5 protein-coding genes and 1 pseudogene are annotated in these 18,507 nt (G+C 62.7%); 1 reads left to right on the forward strand and 5 read right to left on the reverse strand.

Going from position 1 to position 18,507, the window contains the following annotated elements:
• Positions 1–2: 2 nt before the first annotated feature.
• Positions 3–12,695: a beta strand repeat-containing protein gene (locus ACQR0Z_RS05615; RefSeq protein WP_434917927.1), complete on the forward strand. Its 12,693-nt coding sequence runs from the start codon at positions 3–5 to the stop codon at positions 12,693–12,695.
• A gap of 167 nt (positions 12,696–12,862) precedes the next feature.
• Here ACQR0Z_RS05615 and ACQR0Z_RS05620 read toward each other — a convergent pair whose 3' ends face one another.
• From ACQR0Z_RS05620 to gspD, 5 genes and pseudogenes are all read right to left on the reverse strand, one after another.
• Positions 12,863–13,087 (reverse strand): SMP-30/gluconolactonase/LRE family protein, encoded by a 225-nt coding sequence (locus ACQR0Z_RS05620; protein WP_434917928.1) that lies wholly within the window; start codon positions 13,085–13,087, stop codon positions 12,863–12,865.
• A 45-nt stretch (positions 13,088–13,132) separates the two neighbouring features.
• Positions 13,133–13,315, reverse strand: a pseudogene (locus tag ACQR0Z_RS05625) (hypothetical protein); the annotation flags it as partial.
• A 246-nt stretch (positions 13,316–13,561) separates the two neighbouring features.
• The gene (locus ACQR0Z_RS05630) at positions 13,562–15,442 is read right to left on the reverse strand and encodes an alkaline phosphatase family protein (protein WP_434917929.1); all 1,881 of its coding nucleotides are present in this window, start codon (positions 15,440–15,442) and stop codon (positions 13,562–13,564) included.
• 220 nt (positions 15,443–15,662) lie between these two features.
• Positions 15,663–16,211 carry a tetratricopeptide repeat protein gene (locus ACQR0Z_RS05635; RefSeq protein ID WP_434917930.1) on the reverse strand — a complete coding sequence of 183 codons (549 nt, stop codon included), beginning with the start codon at positions 16,209–16,211 and terminating at the stop codon, positions 15,663–15,665.
• Positions 16,183–18,480, reverse strand: a complete 2,298-nt coding sequence (gspD, locus tag ACQR0Z_RS05640) for a type II secretion system secretin GspD (RefSeq protein WP_434917931.1) — start codon at positions 18,478–18,480, stop codon at positions 16,183–16,185. The genes ACQR0Z_RS05635 and gspD overlap by 29 nt, the downstream gene beginning before the upstream one ends.
• Positions 18,481–18,507 lie beyond the last annotated feature (27 nt).

The raw sequence follows: 18,507 nt of genomic DNA on the forward strand, positions 1-18,507 counted from the left end.
AGATGACCGACTCACCCGTTCCGACATCTTTTCTCGTTTCGACTGGTACGTTCACCATTGGAGCTGGCTTCTCGGCGATTTTGACCTATCCATCAATCCAGAACAATTGGGGATTTTGGCAGTCGCCCAACAATCAATATTGGGATCCTTCGGCGCGCCTACGCGCGCAACTTGAGATTGGGGGAGCCAACATCATTGAGATACCCGGGGCTCCGGATGGGTCCATGACATTCGCAGAAGGATCGCGTCTCGGCTTTAATCGCTCACAAGTAAATAATAGTAACGGTACTGTTGCTGCAGAGCAGTTAAACGAGTTGCTAGTTAGTCCGAGTGGCAGAAATTACGGGAGTCAAAGTTTCTACACCATGACGGCCGACGGCAAGATGGAGCTGTTCACACAAATTGACGGTGTGACGACCAGTCGGTCGGCATGGTTTGGCACAACGATTGGTAACAATGAGAGCAAGCTCGGTTTCTCAGATGCGGTCAGGCAGTTTGCCTTTGATGAGCGATTCGTCGCGATTCCCTCAGACATTGCTCAAGGGCTCAGAATTCCAGGTGTGCTATCTGCGGAGGGCAGAGCAACAACTCTTATAACCTCCGCGGCTGCGGACGGAATTGCGAACGCACGCTTTTGGGGTGCGTTGGGGGCTTGGACAGGCGCGGCGATCACGGTTGTCGGAGTACCAATTGATCTCTATTCGGGCTACCAAGCTTACCAGGCTGGTGGTGGAGAGTGGTATAGTTGGCTTGGCACCTCAGGTGTCTCGTACGGCGGCGCGGCGGCAGGTGCCGGATACTCGTGGTTGGCAGGATCCTCGGTTGTAGCCGGAATTCAACTGGGTGCTATCCCGGGATTCGTAGCCGGCGCGTTGGTCATGAATTACCAAATGTTCCGCAAGCTCGATGCCGCAGATCCGCAGTGGGCGATGAACCTGCGCTATGCCGCGAGCGGAGATTTCAACGGCTTGGCCGGCGTGTACGAGCCCACCAATAACGCTTACACGGCTCCGCTTCCTGCTTTGCTGACTCCTTGGCGTGCCTTGGCGCCTAGTAGCGCGACCATACCATGGCCGGGCGAAAGCCAGCTCATTTCGACTGAGGCCGGCACTTTAAGCGTTCCCATTCCGGCCTTGAGCTCGGTGCCGTATGTTTCGGAGCAACAATACTATGATTCCGCAATCTATGGCAGCAACAGTGGATATCGGCTGTCAGGTGTAACAGGAGGTGTTTCTCCTTGGGTGGCTTTAGGCGTATGGCCGACGCAGGCTTTATCCGGACAAAAACTCGATCTAGACACGATTAATCTGCCGAGGTGGACTGCGCCGAATGCAGATGCTGGACTCTATAACGATACAACGGATCTGATAGAGGGAGACACTTCCGTTGCGCCGATCGTTCTTGATCTGAACTATAACGGGATCGACATTACTCGGCTGGACCAGTCCAACACGTTCATGAACGTGGTGGGCGACGGCATGAAGCATCGCACAGCGTGGGCCGGGGCGGGCGATGGCGTGCTGATGTATGATGCGGCCGGCAATGGCGCGATCGACGATCCCAAGGCGTTCGAGTTCACGCGCTGGGATCCGACGGCGGCGACCGACATGCAGGCGCTGGCCGACATCTTCGATACCAACCACAACGGCAAGCTCGATGCTGGCGATGCCGGGTGGGACAAGTTCAAGGTGCTCGTCACCAATGCCGACGGCGTGACCACGCTGGAGACGCTCGGCCAGCTTGGCATCACCGCGATCAATCTGACGTCGGACACCAAGACGCAGACCTTGGCCGACGGCTCGGTGATCTCGGGCCAGACCACGTTCACGCGCGCCGACGGCTCGACCGGAACGGTGGCCGACGTGTCGTTTGCCTATGATGCGAGCGGTCACGCCGTGCAGACGGTGACGACGCACAATGCCGACGGCTCGACCACGACCGACGCCACCTTGTTCAACGCCGACGGCAGCCGCGCGGGCGAGAGCATCAGCACCATCTCCGCCGATGGCCGCAGCCACGCGTTGCGCCGGGACACCACCGGCAGCGGCATCTTCGATTCCGTCCAGTCGGACGTAACCGTCGTCAATGCCGATGGCAGCCGCACCGAGACGCTGTCCGACTTCAACGCGGCCGACGTGCTGCGCGACCGCACGGTCACGACGACCGGCGCGGACGGCCACAGCCAGATCATCGCGCGCGACCTCGACGGCAACGGCTTTGCCGAACAGTCGGAAATCCACGTCACGGCGGCGGACGGGTCGACCATCGTGACGACCTCCGACCTCGTGCCGAACGGGGCGGTGCGAGATCGCACCGTGCTGACGACCAGCGCCGATGGACTCGGCAAACGAACCGATGTCGATCATGCCGGCAGCGGCACGTTCGACGTCTCCGTCACCGACGTGACCATGGTCGCCGCCGACGGCGGCCGCACGGAGACAATCGCGACGCTGTCTGCCAACGGTACGGTCGAAAGCCGCAGCGTCAAGGTCACCAGCGCCGACGGCCGCACCAAGACCACCACGAGCGATCTCGACGGCAACGGTACGACGGATCTCGTTCAGGTCGCGGCCATCGTCGTCGCGGCGGACGGCAGCTCGGTCACCACCCACAGCGACAGGAACGGCGATGGCAGCCTGCGCGACCGAACCGTCAGCTCGCTCAGCGCCGACGGTCTCTCCCGGACGGTTCAGAGCGATTTGGACGGCAACGGGGCCGTCGACCTGACCACGACCGATGTCACCGTCCTGAATGCCGGCGGCTCCCGCACGGAGACGGTCACCGAGCTCAATGCCGATGGCTCGCGGCGTGACCAGACCGTGACCGTCTACGGCGCCGACGGCCGCTCGCGCACGATCTCGGCCGACAGCAACGGCGATGGCGTGATCGATCATCTCGAGACCATCCTCATCGCTGCGGACGGCAGCAGTATCGACATGATCGATGACGTCACGCCCAGCGGCACGCTGCGCAGCCGGACCATCGTCAGCACCAGCGCCGACGGCCTCTCCAAGACCACGCAGATCGATGCCACCGGCAGCGTCGATGCCAACGGCCACGTTGTCGATGATCTGGTTCGCAGCGACATCACGGTTGCCAATGCCGACGGTAGCCGCACCGAGACCTTGACCGAGACCCATGCCGACGGCTCGCTGAAGGACAGGACCGTCACGACCGTCAGCGCGGACGGCTTGAGCCGCACGACCCGGCAGGACTCTTTTGGTGTCGGCAATTTCAATTTTAACGAGCATAATGAGATAATAATCAATCAAGACGGTAGTCGCGTCGAGACGGTGACGGACACCCGTGCGGACGGCTCGCTGATCAGCCGCAGCGTGACCACGACCAGTGCCGACCATCTCTCCGTGCTGGCCGTGATCGATGCGACCGGGGCAGGGGCGGCCTCGCAGACGCAATCCACGATCATCAAGGCCGACGGCAGCGCGGTGAAGACCGTGACCGATCTCAACGCTGACGGATCGGTGCGGGATCGCAGCGTCACGACCACCAGCGCCAACGGGCTCGCGGTGACGACGCAGACCGATTCCAACGGCGACGGGCACTTCGAGCAGACCCGCACCGACGTCACGATGCTCAACGCCGACGGCAGCCGCACCGAGATCATCACCGACCTCAACGCCGACGGCACGGTCCGCGACCGCACGGTGAAGACCGCTACGGCGAACGGGCTGTCGGTCACGACGCAGAGCGACTTGACCGGCCACGGCCGCTTCGACCGCACGCGCGCCGATGTCACTGTGCTCAATGGCGACGGCAGCCGCACGGAGACCGTCACCGATCTCGCTGCCAATGGCGCGGTGATCGACCGCACGGTCAAGACCGTCAGCGCCAACGGCCTTGCGGTGACGACCTCGTCCGATCCGTCGGGCAGCGGCACGGTGGTGACGACCACCGATGTCACCGTGCTCAACGCCGACGGCAGCCGGACCGAGACGATCAGCGACATCGCTGCCAACGGCGCGCTGCTCGATCGAACCGTGACCACGATCTCGGCGTCGGGCGAGAGCAGGACCGTAAGTCGCGATGTCGACGGCGACGGTCATGTCGACCAGACCGAGACCATCCTGATCGGCGCAGACGGCAGCCGGATCGATACGGTCTCTGATCTCAACGGCGATGGCTCGGTGAAGGACCGCGTCGTGACCACGACTACGGCCAACGGACTTGCGGCAACGATCCAGCGCGATCCGACTGGCACGGGCGGCTACGCCCAGACCGAGACCGATGTCGTCCTGCGCAAGGCGGATGGCAGCCAGGTCGAGACCGTGACCTGCCGCAACGCGGATGGCGGGGTGCGCTATCGCGTGGTGACGACGACCAGCGCCGATGGTCTCTCGAAGACCACGCAATGGGATGACACCGGCACCGGCCGCCACGATCGGACCAAGACGGACGTGACCGTCATCAACGGCGACGGCAGCAGGACCGAGACCGTCACCAATCTGAACGCCGACGGCTCCGTCCACGATCAGACCGTGACCACCACGAGTGCGGACAACCGCACGGTGTCGGTGCAGCGCGTGGTCAACGGCGCGACGTCGACCGAGATCCAGAAGGTCATGGCGAACGGCTCTGCCGTGACCACCGTCTCGGATCTGAATGTCGACGGTACGCTCAAGGACAGGATGGTGACTACGGTGAGCGCCGACGGGCTCACCACCATTGTCCAGCGCGAGCCGGCCGGCAGCGGCAGCTTTGTCCAGACCGACACCGACAGCATTGTCGTCAACGCCGACGGCAGCCGGGTCGAGACCAAGGCGGCGCGCAATGCCGACGGCGTGCTGCGCTACCGCACGGTGACGACGACCAGCGCCGACGGTCTGTCGAAGACGACGCAGTTCGATCTGGCCGGCGCCGGCCGCTTTGATCAGATCCAGACCGACGTGACCGTCCTCAACGCCGACGGCAGCCGCACCGAGACCGTCAGCACCTTCAAGTCCGACAATAAGCTGATCAATCGGCGGGTGCAGAGCGTCAGCGCCAATGGCCTCAGCACCACCACGCAGTGGGATACGACCGGCTCCGGCACCTTCAATCAGACGGCGACCGACATCACCGTGCTCAATCGGGACGGCAGCCGCACCGAGACGATTACCGACCTCAACGGCGACGGGACCGTCCAGGCGCAGACCATCATCACCACGTCGCCCGACGGCCGGACGGTGACGACACAGACGCGAAAGACCTCGGATTCGCGGTTCGACCAGAACCAGACCGTGGTGACGACGAAGAACGCGGACGGCAGCGCGATGCAGATGCTGACCGACAGCGCCGACGATGGCAAGCTCCGGGATCGTGCGGTTACGACCACCAGCGCCGACGGCCTCACCGTCACGATTGCACGTGATTCCAATGGCGACGGCAAGGTCGACCAGACAGAGACCGACGTCACACAGGCCGATGGCAGCAAGGTCCAGACCATCGCGGACTACGCGGCCGACGGAAGCCTGCTCAACCGTACGGTCATCACGACCAGCTTCGATGGCCTGACCCAGAGCACCCAGCAGGACGAGAACGGCAACAACACCATCAGCCGGACCCGCAGCGATGTCACGATCGTCAATCTCGACGGCAGCAAGACGGAAACGATCATCGATCGCAACAGCGACAACACGATCCGTCAGCAGGCGGTGGTGACCACGAGCGCTGACGGCCTCAGCACGTTCTCCAAGCTCGATTCGCAGGGCAAGAGCTTCTACGGCCACACCGAGACGATGACGGTGAACGCCGACGGCAGCACGCTTACGATCGCCAAGGACGTCGACGTCAACGGCAAGCTGCTGGACGAGACGGATACGATCATCAGCGCCGATCGCCACAGCAAGACCGTGAAGATCGATTCCAAGGGCACCGGCGTCTTCAACTCGGTCGCGGTCTCGCAGTCCAATATCGACGGCAGCATCTCGACGACGATCACCGACTACAACGACGACAAGAGCGTCAAGGACCGGGCGGTCACGACCCTCAGCGCGGACGGACGCACCAAGGTCATTCAGATCGATTCGAAGAATGCCGGATCGTTCGACCTCACCACGGTCAGCATGATCGGGATCGACGGCAGCAAGACCGTCACCTCGACCAACATCAACGGCACGGTAGACCGCCGCTTCTACGACTCGATCGGCAATCTCGACAGCGAAACGATCACGGCCGGCAACGGCTCGACGCTGAAGACGACTTACAAATATGGCATTCCGGTCAGCACCAGCTACACGAATGCCAATGGATCCGGAGGTCAGGGGGCCTCCGGCATCGGTTCCGCCTATGGCGCGTTCCTCGGCGGAAATTCGATGATTGCCGGCATCGGTCGCTCGTACCTGATCGGCCAGTTGGGCCAGGCGATCGCCAAGTCTGATGCCCTGAACGAGCTCGCGAGATCAATCGCTGATGCCGCGGGGAATGCTTCTCCGCTCAATGCGGCCCTGAGCCAGTCCGCGGGAACGACGGATCTGAACATCGCCGATGGCGTCAACGGCATGATCTCATCGCTGCTATTGACGGAGGCAGCGCAGGCGCTCGGGATCAAGGGCTTTGCCGGCACTGTGTTTACGATCACTGGATCGGCGATCACCAGGCAGATTCTTGGTAATCTCGAGGACATCGCCAAGTCGGCGGTCAATGGCGTAGCGCTCGATTCCTCTACGGTCGGTCAGCTCTTCAAGGGCTTTGACCCCGCCACATTCTTCACCAACCTCGGCGACGCGATCGGCGGGGCGGCGGGCAGCTATCTTGGCTCGCAGGTCGTGGCACCGACCAACATCGTAGGAGCGATCGGTGCGCAGATCGGTAGCACGATCGGCGGCACCGTTGGCCTCATTATTGGTAACGCTCTTCTGCCGGGCATCGGCGGCATCATCGGTGACTTCATCGGCTCGTTCGTCGGTGACATTCTCGGGACCTTGTTCGGAAATCTGTTCGGTCCTGATGGGCCGCCTTCAGCCTCCATCACGCTCGGCGTTCTCAACGGAACCCTCGGTGTCGTCGCGACATCTCACGACAATGGTGGTGAAGTCGGGCCGCTGATGGGAATCGCGAGTGCTGTCGACAACATGGTCGATGGGCTTATTGGCATGACCGGGGGCAAACTGAGCCTCGGCGCGCAACCGTCAACGACTGGAGCTGCAACGGGAGACGGTTTCCTCGGGAGTGCGCTGGGCGGCGGCATCGGGTTGATCGGCGGATCCGCGGACGTGACGTTCTCCTATTCGGGCAACAAGGCCAGCGTCTACATTCCGGGCATCGGCACCGAGGACCTGCCGACCTCGGGAGATACATCGGCGGCATGGACGAAGGCCGCGCAGGATAGCGTGTGGGCCATCATTCAGGAGGCGCAGCTGTCGGCCGGCGATCCGATTCTCACGACCGCATTCGCCGCGGCACGCGTGCAGAACGGCAATTTCGAGGCCGTGGCCTCCGACCTGCAGGTGGCCAAGGACTATGAGACCTATCTGGCCAATACGGCTGCGATCAATCAGCTCATCGCGCAGAGTCCGGATTCCGCCTTTGCCGCAGGCTGGTTGCTCACCTTGCTGCGCGCCGAGGAGCTGGGCCTGACCAGGGTGCCTTACGAACAGGGCTGGACAGCCAATCTGGTGGCCGGCACCGGTACGGTCGGTGCGATCGAGAAAGTCTACGACAACAACGGCATTCTGGTCGAGGAGGTCGACTTCAACAAGGACGGCAGCCAGGTCGACCAGCAGTACTTCAAGAACCTCACTGTCAATCTGAGCAACGCGACGCTGCATGACCCTGACGGATCGACATGGTCGATCACCGGGGATAACGACACCGTGACTGCCAAGCGCCTGTCGATCGTGAATCTGACGGGCAATAACGACCGCGTCACGGTCACTGGATCGAAGGCGACGGTCAATGTCACGGGCAGCGCCGATGATGTGACGATCACGGCCGGCACGGTCATGGCCGCGGGGCAAGGCAGCTGCGTCAGGATCCACGGCAACAATGACGTGATCATCGGCGGCAAGGGCACGACGCTGACGGTGTCCGGAACCGCCGAGGCGATCACGCTGGACGGCAGCACGCTCACCCTGACCGACGACGGCATCAATGCTGCCATCGCCGGCACCGGTGGTCAGATCACCGTCGCCAACAGCGTAACCGTGGATCTCACGGCAGCGGCGAGCGCCCTGACGGCCGGCTACGGCCTCACCGCCACCGTCGAGGGAGCCGGGTCCAGCATCACTGCGTCGACGCTCGCGCACGTCGTCGCTACGGGTGGCGGTGAGGCGGTCAACGTCGGGGAGACGTCGAGCGTGTTCATGAACGCGGACGGCGGTAGCATCACTGCAGGCACCTCGTCCCAGATCACGCTGAACGGCAACAACGCAAGCATCACGGCCAAAGACAGCGAGCAGATCACCGTTACTGGCAACAACGACACGACCAAAGTCGGCGACCAGTCGACCGTGACCGTCAACGGGTCGGGTGATACGACGAGCGCGGGGGCACTGGCGGTCATCAACGTCACGGGCTCAGGCGACGTCACCACCGCCGGAAGCGGCTCGACGTTCGTCGTGGACGGCGACGGCAACACACAGACCTCCGGCGACGGCGCCACGATGACCGTGACCGGCGCCCACGAGATCAACTCGGCGGGCGATAAGTCCACGATCATTCAGAAGGGGGCTGGTAGCGCCACGACTGCGGGTAAGAACTCGACGGTGACGGTAACGGGTGATCAAGCTAAGATCACCGTCGGTGACGGCTCCCGTGCTACTATTGCCGGCTTGTCGGAAGTCGTCGCCGGCGGAATGCAGTCCGTTCTTTCGGTGCAAGGTGATTCGGCGACGATAACTGCAAGCGATTTTTCCATTGTTACAGTCACCGGTAACTATGCAACGATATCGGCGGGCGCCGGCGCTCAGGTCAACGCTGTCGGTGGCCATGAGACGATCAACGTCGGAGCGCAAGCTAGCGTGGTCGCCGTAGGCGGCTTCAATACCGTTAATGCGCTCGGCCTCGGGGCATCGATCTCTCTCAGCGCGACTGGCAGAAGCAGGTCGATCGCCAATCTGAGCGGAGGCTCGGTCTTTCTGAACAATGCGCAGGCGCTGATCAATGGCACGGGCAATATCATCACGCAAAATACGAACACCAACATAACCGTGGTCGGGGCTGCGAACGCCGTGGATGTTCTTGGCGTTGGCAATACGACCACAATTAGCGGTGGCTCGATCACCGTCGAAGCCGACGCCAGCATCGCTGCGGTCGGCAACAATGATGCAGCACTCGTGAAATCGAATGCAACATTGTCGCTGAGCGGAACCGGGAACTCGATCGACGTGACAGGGACTGGCGCCGCCGTTACCGCGGCTAACGCCAGCATCCGGGTCGAGAACGGCGCCGGCGGAACGCTGAACGGCTCGTCAGATACGATCGTGGTCGGCAGCAACGCCTCGCTCAGTCTCATCGGCAGCAATTCGATTGTGACGGTGAACGGTACGGGCACCAGCATCGGCGTGACCGGCAGCACGGACTCGATTGTGATCAACAACGGCAACGTTGCGCTCGGGTCGTCTTCCAGTGTGATCATCTCCGGCGACGCAAATGCGATCGCAGTAACCGGTCACGACACCGTCATTGCGAGCGGCAAGCAAGATAGTGTCGCCGTCTCCGGCACCGGCAACGTGGTCGCGATCTCCAACGCGACCATCTACCTCTCGGATGGCGCGGACGCGGTGATCGTCGGCTCGAACGACACGATCATTGCCGGCAGCAATGCCTCACTCACGCTGATCGGAAATAATGACGGCGTTACCGTGAACGGCACAAATACGTCGATCGATCTCGCCGGTAACGGCGACTCGATCAAGATGAGCGGCGGCTCGCTGACGCTTGAGCCTGGAACGGTGGCGACCGTCGTCGGCTCCAACAACAACATCCAGCAAGGCAAAGGACTGACGCAAGGCGACAACGCGATCATCCAGACGACCGGCGGCGACGGCATCTTCGTTGCGGGCAACAACGCCCATGCGGATGTGACCGGTACCCACAACGTCGTCGTCGTCGACGACAGTTCGACTGCGAACGTGTCTGGAGCCTCGAACCTGGTCAGCGCCGGCAACAAGGCCGCTGTGACCATGTCGGGCAACGACAACTCCGTCTCGGTTGGCGACGACGCCAACGTCAACATCACCGGGTCGTCCAACATGCTCGCCGCGGGCGCCAACCTGACGGTGGACGAGGGCGGGACGCACAACTCGGTGACGGCAACGACGGGGGCGCATGGCATCTTGAGCGGCACCAGCGATCAGCTCATTCTGGGGAGCAACGCCGCTCTGCAGGTCACCGGAAGCAACGACACCTTTACCGCGGGAACCTCTTCGAGGGTCATCGTGACCGGAAACAGCAACCAGGGAAGCGTCGGCGACGGTTCGTCTGTGACCGTTAACGGTACCTCTGACATCATTAGCGCGGGCAGCTACGCGACGATCACGGTCGGCGGTGCCCAGGATACGATCAGCGCAGGCGCCAACGCCTGGCTGACGGTCAACGGCAATTCCAATGTGGCCTATGCGGGCGACCATTCCAGCGTGTGGCTCAACGGCGCCCATGACACGCTGGGGTCTTCCACCGCCGCAAGCGCCTGGATCTCGCTGAACGTCGCGGGCAGCTACGATCAGGCGACTATGGGCAACAACGCCAGCGTGACCCTGAGCGGCTCCAATGCCCTGGTGACGGCAGGGGCCGGGTCGACCCTCAGCGTCGGCGGCATCGCCAACAACGCGTCGCTCGGAGACGCCGCGAAGATCACGCTTGCTGGCAGCGGCAATACGGTGTCGGGCGGCAAGACGTCGTCGGCGACGGTCACGGGGACCTCGGATACGCTCACGCTGGGCGCCGGGGCTAGCCTGACGGTGCAGGGCAATGCCGATACCTCGATCGTCGGAGACGGGTCGACCGTCGTGGTGTCCGGCTCGCAAGACACGACCACGACCGGCGCGAGCTCGACGCTTACCGTAAGCGGCGCGGGAGACACCAGCTATGTCGGCAATGGCACGTCGGCGGCCGCGTCCACAGTCGTCGTTTCCGGAAGCGGCAATGCGACGACGGCCGGGGCCTATGCGTCGGTTCAGGTGATCGGAGACTCCAACACCACCACCGCCGGCGCGTCGTCGACCGTGGTCGTCAACGGCGCCAAGAACGGCACGACGGCCGGTCCCAATGCCACCTTGACGATCAACGGCAACATCAACGGTATTGCAGCCGGATACGGGTCGTCGGCGACCGTCAATGGGGCGAACAGCCAGATCAGCATGGACTACTCGGCCTGGCTGCAGGTGAACGGCAACTATGATACCAGTACGGTTGGCACCGGCTCAACCGTCATCGTCGCCGGCAACCACGATGGCACCACTACAGGCAGCGGCTCGAACGTGACACTCACTGCAACCGCCACCGCCGATCAGGTCTCGCTCAACGACAACACCAAGCTCACGGTGAACGGAGCTGGAAACACGATCAATGGCGGTTCGGGCGATACGCTGACACTCGCCGGAAGCTCGAATGGTATGACCGTCGGCACCGGCGCCAGCATCACGGTAGCAAGTGACAACAACACAATCTCAGCCGCAGCTAAGGCTTGGATGCTGATCAGCGGTAATTCGAACTCCGAAAATGTGGGAGCGGGGTCAAACGTCACGGTCGGGGGAACCGCGAACAACACTCTGTTGGGTGATGGCTCGACAGCGGCAATCACCGGATCGAAGAATTCGACATCCTACAATGCGAGCGGTGTCAACGAGAACGTGATTGTCTCCGGCGACAGCAATTCGCTCTACGTCGGTGCAGGAGCACACGTCATGGTGAGCGGCTCCAGCAACTCGACAACAGCGTTGGCGAGCGCTTGGATGTACGTCTCAGGCAATTTCAATGCTGAGAACGTCGGTGCCGGAGCCAGCGTGACGGTCAACGGCAACGGAAACCAGACTTGGCTTGGAGATAACTCCGCCGCCGCCATCAACGGGTCGAACAACACGACCTCCTACAATGCGACTGGGTCGAACGAGAACCTAAACATCTCGGGTAACTCCAACACAACGACCGCCGGCAACGGGGCGAGCGTCTATATTGGGGGCGCCGGCAATAACACCATCCTTGGGCAATCGGCGGGGATTCAAATCGTCGGAAATTCCAATTCAACGACGGTGGGGAACTCGTCGACCGTCACGGCTGGCGGTTCGTCTAACTCCACCACGATTGGTGCTGGTTCAAATGTAACCGTCTCCGGCTTGTCTGATACGACATCCGTCGGCGCAGGATCGTCTATCAACGTGTCGGGGAGCAGCAACTACACGACCGGCGCAAGCAGCGAGACCGTATGGATTAACGGAGGGAACAACCAGCTCTATATCGGCAATAGTGCCAATGTAACTGTTTCCGGGAACGGCAACGTGGCCAAAATGGGTGATAGCTCCTGGCTGACCGTGAACGGAAGCTCTAATAATCTGACGGCGGGAAACGCCTCTGGCATCATCGTCAATGCAGCTAACGACTACATCGTTACTGGGCAGTATTCAGGTTTTCACTACAATGACTTCAGCGTCTGGCAGGCGTATTTCTCCCCTCCGCGTGGGACACAGCCGGCAGGAGCGGCTATCGGAGGTCATGGAACTCAGTATTTCTTGGGAAGCCAATATGAATTCCAAGTTTGATGCTGCCGGTCGGTTCAGCTGCCGCTTGATGCGCCACGAAGACCGAGTAGGCGTTCCTTGTCGGCGCCGATGGTCTTTTTTATCGAACGCTGAATAAATGGCGCGTACACTGGTTGGTTAAGGCCAAGAAAGTCGAGGAACAACGCAAGACCAATCGTTTGGATAGTCTATCGATGCACCCGACTTGAAGGCGCCGTCGGCACCTCAGATGACGACAGCAAGCGAATGTCGGAATCGGTGGTTGCGCCTCCCCGCAACAAGACTGAACTCCCGTAGCCGACCGGCTGCGGGAGTTTTGTTTTTGTGCGTCCTTTTGCCGTCGTGACGAACAGCGTCTTGAGGTCCGGTCCGCCGAAGCAGACGCATGTCGGGTTGGTCGCTGTTCGCGCCAACGCATGCGCCGTCAGGTCTTTTCTTGGACGCTAGGCAAAGCGTTATCAGTACCTGGTCGGCGCCGGCACCGCAGTGCGGTTCGCGGGCACCGTGACAGGCTGGTAGGAGAATACGTCGCGGCTGCGCGGATCGACGGTGACCTCGAGCCAGCGTACATCGTTGTTGTCGTTGCCCTGGTTGTCGCCGAACGTTTCAACGCGGACGAAATTCTCCAGCCGCTGGCCGCTGCCCGCTGGCCGCTGGCCGCTGCTGCTGAGGATAATCGAAATTGCATGTGCAAGATCCCCTAAGATCTCGGTTGCGCGGCCGCTTGCAGGGAAGCGGCCGCGCAACGATGCGGAGCCTCGATAGCGGGGGCGTGACGATGACATCCTCCTGACGGATCTGCGATGCCGGTCGCGGCCAATACGCTGGATCAGATGATCAGAGCCCGCCGTATTGTGCAGCGGGCTCCTCATCATGGTCGCTTTCAATTACCAGCGATCGACGCCGTAGCCGTGATGATCGTGGTCGTGATGGTGCCAGCCATCATCGCCATCGTGATCGCCGTCCCGATCCGCGAACACGAACAGATTCATGAGGTCGCCGATCGCCGGGCGGTTCCGCGGCACATACAGGTGATCGTCGCGATCATGGATCGGATTGGGGAGATGGTCGCGGCTCACGGCCGAGATCGTCGGCAGCCGCCAGTTGCGCTCGATGAACTTCAACAGCGAGACATGGTCGTAGTAGGTGTGGTCGACATGACCCTTCTTGGCGAGCGGGGAGACGACGATGAACGGGATGCGGGTGCCGTCACCGAGGAAATCCACCGGCTGGACGTAGCCGGAGTCGTAGTAGCCGCCGCCTTCGTCGGTCGTGATGAAGATTGCGGTCTTGGCCCAGATCTTCGGATTGGCCTTGACGCGATTGATCAGCGCCTCGAGGAACTTCTCGTAGAGGTCGGTGGTTGAGTCGGCCGGGTGGCCGGCCAGTGCCTCGAACGGGCGCACGAACGAGACGGCAGGCAGCGTGGAGTTCTCGACGTCCTTGATGAACGCGCCATAGTTCTGCAGCTTGGCTTCCTCCGACGGGGTCTTCATGATCTTGATGAAGCCGGTCAGCGGGTCGCAGATGCCGCAGTAGGAGTGGAACAGCAGCGGAACGCCGTCGACGCTCTTGGCGAAGGTCGTGGCGTCGTCGCCGCGATCGGCGCTGTAGTACTTCCACGACACGCCGCGCGCCGTCATCACGTCGGCAATGGTGGGGGCGCTCTGCGGCGGCAGCACGAACTTGTCGGAACCGAGCGCATTCGGCTTCGTGCTGCTCTGATTCCAGAACATGTTGTAGTTGTTGACCAAATAATAGTGGTTCGGCGCGCAGCGGTTGTCGTAGACGCCGTTCTTGAGCAGCTGCTCGTTGATCGCGGCCACCCCCGGTGCGGTCGGATCGGAGCAATTGACATAGGAGCCGCCGCTATAGCCGTCCTGCTTGTAGTAATTGTTGGTGCCGGGGACCGGATCCGGGTTCTCGATCTGGTTGGCATAGGGCACTGCGGGAGCGCCGTTCATGGTTTCGGGGTTGGTGAAGAACGCCGCGTGTCCGGTCACCAGCGACTGGAAGTTGGCGCCGGTGCCGCCCATGATCGCCTGGTGATAGTTGTCGCTGATCGCATATTCGTCGGCCAGCTGCTTGAAGAACGGCGCATCGCCGGGCTGCGCCTTGCCGGTCGCGTCGGTGAACGGGTTCATGTTGTAGAAACCCATCGAGATGGCGCCTTCCATCGGATTGAAGCCGCCGGCCGGATAGGGCTTGCCGTTCGAGCCGGTGCCGATGGTCTGTTCGACCCACACGAACTTGTCGTGCTTGCCGCCGTCGATGTCCTGCCACATCTGGAAGAACCGATGCACCGGATCGCCAGTGTAGGCGGCATAGGTCACGTATTTCGAGATCTGGTACGGCCCGTTGGGAAGATTGGCCGGAAAGCGGGTGTCGAGCACGTTCTGCGGCAGGCCGATGCCGTAGGTCGTGTAGGGCTGCGGCAAGGTCGCATAGGCGCCGGTCGAGGCGGTCTCGGCGCCGTAGCGCACCTCATCGCGGCCGATCCGCTGCTCGGCCTTCTTGAAATGCCGGCCGGGTGAGCCGTCTTCATTGACGATGCCCTTGCTCAGCAGATTGTCGATGCTCTGGCCCGGCTTCGGCTTGTAGGTGCCGAACAGATTGTCGAAGGTGTGGTTCTCACCGACGATGATAATGACGTGCTCGATGGGCGTGCTGGTCGCAGGGCCTGCGAAGGCCGGTGCGACGCTGGTGCTTGCGAACACAGCAGTGGTCGCGAGCGCGATCGCCTTGGATCGCGTGACTATTCTGGTCATGGATGTCTCCCGACGGAGTGGTGGTCGGCACCGGCTCGGAGTGATGCAGTGCCTGCGACGATTTATCGCGGCAACAAATTGCAACGCAGTGTCGATCTCGATGCGGTTTTGTGACAGCGCGCAACGAAACGACACGCGTGCGCCGTTCCGCGGATCGCAGCGATGCGTCAGCTGGCAGCGGATGTCTGCTGATGGGATGTGCGGGAGCGGCGAGCCGCGATCAGAGCTGGCCGGGAATCCAGGCGAGCGCCAGCGCCTGGCCTTGCGCGATCTGGCTCGCCGACATCTTCGACGCGACCGCGTTGCGCAGGCGCAGATAGTAGCTGCGCTGCGCATGGCCGGTATTGGCAGCTGCAAGATTCAGCCATTTGTAGGCGAGCACTACGTCCTGCGGGACGCCGTGGCCCTTGTCGTACATCAGCCCGAGCATGGCTTGGCCGAACGGGTTGCCGGCGGCGGCGGCCTGACAATAGAGATCGCTGGCGACGACATAGGCCTGCGGCGTGCCGAAGCCGTTCTCGTACATGAAGCCGAGCATGGCCTGGGCGCGCGGATCGCCGCGCAAGGCGAGCGGCGTGAGCACGCGGACCGCACGGACGAAGTCGCCCAGCGCATACGCGCTCCGGGCCGCCGCGACCGAGTCGGCATGCGCAAGTGAGGGCCAGCTGCCCAGCAGCAGGCAGGCCGCGGCGAGCGCGAGGATGGAGCCGCGCCGCGTCGGCATCGCCGTACGACGGGTCTCAGCGCGTGGTGCGGACACGCAGTTCATCCGTGATGGCGGCTCCGACCGAGCCGCGGAGCTTGGAACGGAGTTCTTCGGCCACTTGATGCGCATCGCTGCCGTCCCTGATGATCTGCGGGCGGATGAAGATGATCAGCTCGGTCCGCGTGCCCTTCTTGCCCTGATGCGAGAAGGCGTCGCCCAGCACCGGAATTTCATCGAAGCCCGGAATGCCGTTGCGGTTGCCGTTCTGCTGCTCACTGATCAGGCCGGCGAGCAGCACGGTCTGGCCGTTGGCGACCGAGATCGCGCTCTTGACCTTGCGCTGCGACACCGTCGGCGTCAGGCTCGATGAGCTCTGCGCCGCGACGTTGCTGATTTCTTGCTCGACCTCGAGCCGCACATTGCCGTTGGCCGCGATGCGCGGCACGACGCGCAGGATGATGCCGGTGTTGCGATAATCGATGGTGTTGACGACGGTGTTGCTCGACGACAGCACCGTGGCGCTGCCGGTCGAGACCGGCACGACGTCGCCGACCTGCAGCGTCGCGGTCTGGTTGTTGATCACCACCAGCGACGGATTGGACAGCACCTTGACGCTGGTCACGGTGTGAAGCGCGTCCAGGATGATGTTGGGCGACGTCTCGCTGCCGATCAGGAAGTTGAAGCCGGGAAGCGCGCGATTGATGAGAGCGCTCGCGGCAGTTGACGCCGTGGCCGTGGCGACCGATGTTGCCTGCGTGTTGGAGATCGAGCCCCGATCGGTGCCGAGGCCGAGGAACTTGCTCGAGAGATAGGACTGCACGCCGTAGGACAGCTCGTTGGTCAAGGTGACCTCGGCGATGGTCGCCTCGATGCCGACCTGGAGCACCGGCTGGTCGAGCTGCTGCAGCGTGCTGGAGATGGTGCGGTAGTTCTCGCGGTCCGCGTAGATCAGCAGCGAATTGTTGACCGTGTCCGGCGTGATGCGCACGTTGGGCATCAGCGCCTGTCCGCCCGCGCCGCCGCTGCGCGACTCCAATCCGGTCGAGGTCGGCGGGGTGCTGGCGGGACTGGAGTTCGAAGTGGCGGTGCCGGTCAGGCCCGATGCGCCCTGCATGCGGCTCGACGGATTGGCGCCGGAGCTGGACGAGCCCGTGTTGAAGGACAGTCGGTCGGCAACGGAGGTCGTGGTGCCGTCCGAGCCCGGCGCCGTCTGGCCGTCTGCGCTATCCGTGGATGACGACGAGCCGGCGCCGCCGAACATGTCGGAGAGGATCTTGGCGAGCTGCCGCGCATCGCCGTAGCGGATTCGATAGACGTGGACGCTGGTGCGCCCGGAGTCCGCCTGGTCGAGCCGTCGGATCCAGGTCGCGGCGCTCTGCAGCAGCGCCGGCTTGCGTGCCACCACCATGATCGCATTCAGCCGGCTGATGACCTGCAGCTTCACCAGGTTCTGGCTCAGCCCGTTCTCGCCGCTGTCCATGATCTTCTCGAGCTCAGCCACGATCGGCTCGGGCGCCGAGTTGCTGACCGGAAACACGCCGACCGATTGGCCGCGCATCCAATCGACGTCGAAGCTCAGCGCCGTCTCGATCGCGGAGCGCCGCTCGGGTCCGGTGCCCTGGATGAGCAGCAGGTTTCGTGTCGAATCCGCGCGCACGCTGCCGGCGCGGGTGGCGAAGCTGTCCATCAGCTTGAGGATGGTCTGCGCGCCGACATATTGCAGCGGCACCACTGAGACGCCGTAGCCCGGCTCGGCGCGGCCCGCCTCGCCATCGACCCGGCCGCCGCCGATCGCGTCGCCGAGCGGCGTCAGCTTGTAGCCGCCGCCCTCGCGCACCAGCACGACGCCGGACAGCCGAAGCGCGCTTTCAAGAACAAAGAGAATATCGGACTTCGGCACCGGGCGCGCCGACACCAGGCTGACGCTGCCCTGCACGCGCGGATCGATCGAGTAACCGACGCCGAGAATGTCGCCGATCACCACTTTGGCGACCGCGGCAATCGGCGTGTTCTCGAAGTTGAGGTCATAGCCTTTGCCGTCGGCGGCCGGCAGCGGCCTGGCCTCGGCAACCTCTTGCACCATCGTCCCCTGATAGGTCCGGGCCGTCGCACGCTCGGCCTCGGGGCGGCTCTGGATCGATGCCACCGGTGTGTTGTCACGCGGCAGGATGTCGAGCGACCGCACCTTGTCGGTGACGTCGACGTCCGCCGGCGCGCTGGCCTGGGAGTTCAGGGTCGCCATGTTGCATGACGCGAGCGACACTGCGATCGCGAGCAATGAGGCATGACGGACAACCGCAGCGGACTGGCTTCGATTGCCGAGACGAAACATGGACTTGCCGATCTACTCGTGTGGACT

The sequence above is a fragment of the Bradyrhizobium sp. HKCCYLS3077 genome, from assembly GCF_051167555.1.
Classification (GTDB): domain Bacteria; phylum Pseudomonadota; class Alphaproteobacteria; order Rhizobiales; family Xanthobacteraceae; genus Bradyrhizobium.

Bases quoted from the DNA above. Each gene is read 5' to 3' on its own strand.
- ACQR0Z_RS05615 (WP_434917927.1), top strand. From the start codon at position 3: ATGACCGACTCACCCGTTCCGACATCTTTTCTCGTTTCGACTGGTACG.
- ACQR0Z_RS05630 (WP_434917929.1), bottom strand. From the start codon at position 15,442: ATGACCAGAATAGTCACGCGATCCAAGGCGATCGCGCTCGCGACCACT.
- ACQR0Z_RS05635 (WP_434917930.1), bottom strand. From the start codon at position 16,211: ATGAACTGCGTGTCCGCACCACGCGCTGAGACCCGTCGTACGGCGATG.
- gspD (WP_434917931.1), bottom strand. From the start codon at position 18,480: ATGTTTCGTCTCGGCAATCGAAGCCAGTCCGCTGCGGTTGTCCGTCAT.